Origin of the sequence: Chitinivorax sp. B (assembly GCF_005503445.1) — a bacterium.
In the GTDB taxonomy this organism is placed as follows: domain Bacteria; phylum Pseudomonadota; class Gammaproteobacteria; order Burkholderiales; family SCOH01; genus Chitinivorax.
In genome coordinates this window covers 1-5111 of sequence record NZ_SCOH01000101.1, presented here as the reverse complement: position 1 = coordinate 5111, position 5111 = coordinate 1, and the positions used below count along the sequence as shown (strand labels likewise).

The following is a 5111-nucleotide window of genomic DNA, read 5'->3' as shown; positions in this document are numbered from 1 at the left end:
CATGCCAGACCGTTGCAACGGCTTGGCCTTGTTCGTTCTTCCAGATCACCACCAGATCGCTCTGGCGATCACCGTTCAGGTCACCCACCAGGTAACGGGCATTGGGTTTGGCCACGCCCAGACTCTGCTCATAACCGGGCTGGAAGTAGTTGGTATCTGACCACCAGTGCTTCAGTTTAACGCTGCCATCTGCTTGTGGCGTGATCGACAGCAGATCTTTCAGGCCATCGCTACCGCGGCCATGAGACAGTTCTGCAGTGAAGTACTGGGCGTTGGGATTCCAACCATTAATGGTTGTATTGTATTGATCAAAACCACCATCTGCCCGGCGACGCATGCTGTAAGCGTAAGTGTTATCACCCGATTGGTAGAACTTCACCAGATCCTGCTTGCCATCACGATTCATGTCCAAGAACAACGGACTGCGCAACTGATTGTCGATCGCACCGCCGGCGTAGGTTTCCTGACCCTTGACGAACTTACCGCCCTGACTGGTCCATTCGGTGTAGCGGGTATTGCCATCGCGGCTGTCCCATTCCACCACCAGATCCGCCTTGCCATCGCCTAGCAGATCCGCCAGGAAATAGCGTGCACGGTATGGGCTGTTCGACGACACATCAGTCGTATCTCCCCGAGTGAAACCGGCCTCGCCGGACAACCAAGTCGTTACGGTAACCTTGGCATCGGTCTCACGGCGAATCTCGACCAGATCGGCCTTGCCATCTCCGGTCACATCCCCAACCAACCAACGCGTATCTGCGCGCCAATTACCCATGACACTTACTTTGCCAGCGCTATAACCCGTGTCATTGGCAATCCACTGCCTTACTTCGGTCTGACCATCACCACGGTGACGGATTTCCAGCAGGTCAATCCGGCCATCGCCATTGAAATCGCCATCCAGATACTGGACATCTTTGCCCCAATTACCGGCGGCAGACACACTGACCCCATCACTGAGCCAGGTCTGCACCACCACCTTGCCATCGGCATCAGTCCACGCACCGATCAGGTCGGTACGGCCATCCTGGTTCTGGTCGTTCAGGCGATAAGTGGCATTGTCCTGCCATTGGCCCAATACTTGATCTGGGCCTTGTACCCAACGTAATACCGGATTGGCCGTAGCGCTGTCGCTGACTTCTGCACGCCATAGTGTTGCTACCGCCTGCCCTTGGTCATTTTTCCAAACAACCACAATATCGCTTTGACGGTCGCCATTCAGGTCACCTACCAAATAGCGCGCGTTCGGTTTGGCCTGGCCCAGGTTATATTCCTTCGACGCTTCGAAGGTACTGCTATTGCTGCGCCAGTAACGTGCCGCTACCGTGCCGTCCGCCTTTGTCGAAATCCCAATCAGGTCCCTGCGGCCATCTCCACCCCGACCATTGGCCCAATCAGCCTTGAAGTAACGGGTATCAGCCGTCCACCATTCGGTTACATTGGTGAAATTAGTGCTAAATGTCCCATCCGCTTTGCGGTAGATGTAATCCAGCGTAGTGTTGCTACCGGATTCGCGGAAACGTACCAACTTGGCATCGGCGCCAAACTCGTTGCCGAACTGGATGGAAGCCTGACGCTGGCCGCTGATGCGGCCCGCCAAGGTGACCTCTTTGCTCTTCGCAAATTTACTGCCCTGACTGACCCACTCAGTCATGTAGGTACTGCCCTCCTCACCAGGCTTCACCCATTCCACAAGCAGGTCGAATTTGCCGTCACCACCCAGATCAGCCAACGAATAACGTGCCTGATGGGCATTAGGTGGAGACACGTCAGTGGTATCGCCCAAGCTGAAACCAGCCTCACCAGACAACCAGGTGGTCGCCGTCACTTTGGCCGTTGTCTCGCGACGGATCTCGACCAGGTCGGTGCGACCGTCACCATTGACATCTCCGACCAACCAACGACTATCCGCACGCCAGTTGCCCAACGTGCTGACTTTGCCGGCGTTATAACCCGTATCCGTTGCCAGCCAGTGCCGTACTTCCGTCAAGCCGTCGCCGCGATGACGGATTTCCAGCATGTCAATCCGGCCATCGCCGTTGAAATCACCGTCCAGGTACTGGATATCCTTACCCCAGTTGCCATTGGCGGACACACTGATCCCATCGCTCAGCCAGGTCTGCAATACGACATTGCCGTCCGCATCGGTCCAGGCACCAATCAGGTCGGCACGACCATCCTTGTTCTGGTCATTCAAACGATAGGTCGCGTTGTCGTTCCATTGACCGAGAATCTGGTCAGGGCCTTGCACCCACTTCTGAGTCAAGCTGATCGAATCATTCTCACTAACGTCTGCGCGCCAGAAGGTAGCCACGGCCTGGCCTTGGTCATTCTTCCACACCACCACGATATCGCTTTGGCGATCGCTATTGATATCACCCACCAGATAACGGGCATTTGGCATGGCCTGGCCTAAGCTGAACTCTTTGGATGCATCAAAGGTCGTGCCATTGCCGCGCCAGTAACGTGCTGCTACCGTGCCATCTGCTTTGGTGGAGATGCCGACGATATCCTGCCTGCCATCCCCGCCCATGCCATAAGCCCAGTCTGCCTGGTAGTAACGGGTGTCTGGCGTCCACCATTCGGTCACATTGGTGAAGTTGGTACCGAACGTACCATCCGCCTTACGGTAGATGTAGTCCAATGTGGTGTTGCTGCCTGACTCGCGGAACCGCACCAGTTTGAAATCGGTCCCGAATTCTTTTCCGAACGCCAACGGGTTGTAACGGTAGGCGCTGATCCTGCCAGCCATCGATACATCTTTACCTCTGGCGAATTTGCTGCCTTGGCTGGTCCACTCCGTGAGGTAGGTATTGCCCTCTTCACCCGGCTTCACCCATTCCACCACCAGATCCAGCTTGCCATCGCTGCTCAGATCAGCCAGGTAATAACGGGACTGATGGGCATTCAACGGTGACACATCCGTCACCTCGCCTTGCACAAAGCCGGTTTCGCCCGACACCCAGGTGGTGGCGGTCACTTTGCTGTCGCTTTCACGACGGATTTCCACCAGATCGACCTTACCATCGCCGGTCACGTCCCCGACCAGCCAGCGGGTATCTGCACGCCAACTGCCCAAGGTACTGACCTTGCCCGCGGCGTAACCGGTATCGGTTGCCAGCCATTGCCGCACTTCGGCCTTACCATCGCCACGGTGGCGTAGTTCCAGCAGATCGATACGGCCATCGCCATTGAAATCGCCGTCCAGGTACTGGATGTCCTTGCCCCAGTTGCCATTGGTGGACACACTGATCCCGTCACTCAACCAGGTCTGCAACACAATCTTGCCATCGGCATCGGTCCAGGCGCCGATCAGGTCGGCACGGCCATCCTGATTCTGGTCGCTCAGACGATAAGTGGCATTGTCAGTCCATTGACCCAGCATTTGATCCGGACCTTGAACCCATTTCTGGGTGGCATTCACCGTTTCGCTATCGCTGAGTTCGGCACGCCAGACCGTTGCCACGGCCTGCCCTTGAGTATTCTTCCAGACCACCACCAGGTCACTCTGCCGATCACCGTTGATGTCTCCTATCAGATAACGCGCATTCGGCTTGGCAGGGCCCAGGTTTTGTTCATACCCCGGTTTGAAGTAGGCACCATCCGAAGGCCAATGCTTCAGCAAAACGGTACCATCTGCTTGCGGTGTAATTGCCATCAGGTCCCGCATACCGTCTGCACCGGCACCGTAGGTCAGGTCACCTACCAGGTACTGGGTTGCCGGGTTCCAGTTGCCCAGGCTCGATTCATACTGGTCGTACTTGTCGCCCCTGCGTACTGCGGAATAGGCTTTGATCTCATTGCCATAGCGTGCCAGACGAACCGAGTCGGCGCGGCCATCGCGATTCAGATCCAACTGAATGGCCTGACGACTGTCATCGAACGCGCCAGGGAAATCGGTACGCTTACCGGCGGCAAATGCTGTGCCAGTACTCAGGTAATCAGCCTGATTGGTACGACCACTCGTGTTGTCCCACTGTGCGATCAGGTCACCCTTGCCGTCACCGTTGACATCGGCAGCAAAGAACCGGGTGTAGGGAACCAAGGTGCCATCGATGTCTGCCGTGGCCTGCAGGTTGATGCCGTCGGCAGTGACTTTGTGGATGGCGGCAATGGTCATGCCATTCGCCTGCCTGCTGAGGGCCAATAGTTCGGATCGACCATCACCGTCGACATCGCTGACCAGATAGGTGGTGTCGGACCGCCAGCGGCCCAAGCTGGTCTGCTTGCCTATCGTAAAGCCACTATCGGTAGCCAACCACTGGGCAGCAATGGCCTCGCCATTGGCATCATGGCGGATTTCAATCAGGTCCAGACGTCCATCACCGTTCAGGTCGGCATCCAGGAACAGACGATCACCATGCCAGTTACCTTGCTGACTAAACTGACTGCCATCAAACAACCAGCTGGCAATGACCGCCTCACCTTGCTCACCACGATAAGTCACGACCAGGTCAGCACGGCCATCCAGGTTATTGTCGAGCAGACGGTATTGCGCATCCTGACGCCATTCTCCGAGGATGGAATCTACCCCTTGGCGATAACTGTTACCGCTGGCCACACTGACTGACTGCCAAAGTGTCGCCACGGCCTGGCCAGCATCGTTGCGCCAGATTTGCACTACGTCGGTACGACCATCACCGTTGACATCACCTGCCACAAAGCGGCTGTTCGATTTGGCAGCACCTAGGTTGAATTCTGTCTTGCCGGTAAATGTCCGGTCAGCATTACCATGCACATTCCACAACTTCAGCGTGCCATCCGCATTGCGGTACACGTCGATGATGTCGCCACGACCATCGCCATCCACATCACCGGTCAGCCGTTGTTCGGCCTTCTCGCTCTTCCAGTTGTTCTCTTGCAGCGTCAGCTTGCCATCAGCACCCACCGATACAATCGAGTACCAGTAGTTGCTGTGGCTGGTACGCCAGTGGATACCCACCAGCTCACCCCGGCCATCATTGTTGATGTCCTGCACCTGCAGGGTCATGTCCGCGAAGAAGCCATAGGTCCATTCGATGCCCTGACCCTTCACCAAGGACGTACCATCCCCTACCCAGTGCGTCACCAGTGTGTTGCCGTTCTGTGGGTCGCTCACCACCCACAGGTCC

1 protein-coding gene is annotated in these 5111 nt (G+C 56.5%); it reads right to left on the bottom strand.

All coding sequences use genetic code 11. The annotated features are described in order from the left end of the window. On the bottom strand, positions 1 to 5111 hold a 5111-nt coding region (locus FFS57_RS24330; RefSeq protein WP_137940415.1), incomplete at both ends, for an FG-GAP repeat domain-containing protein.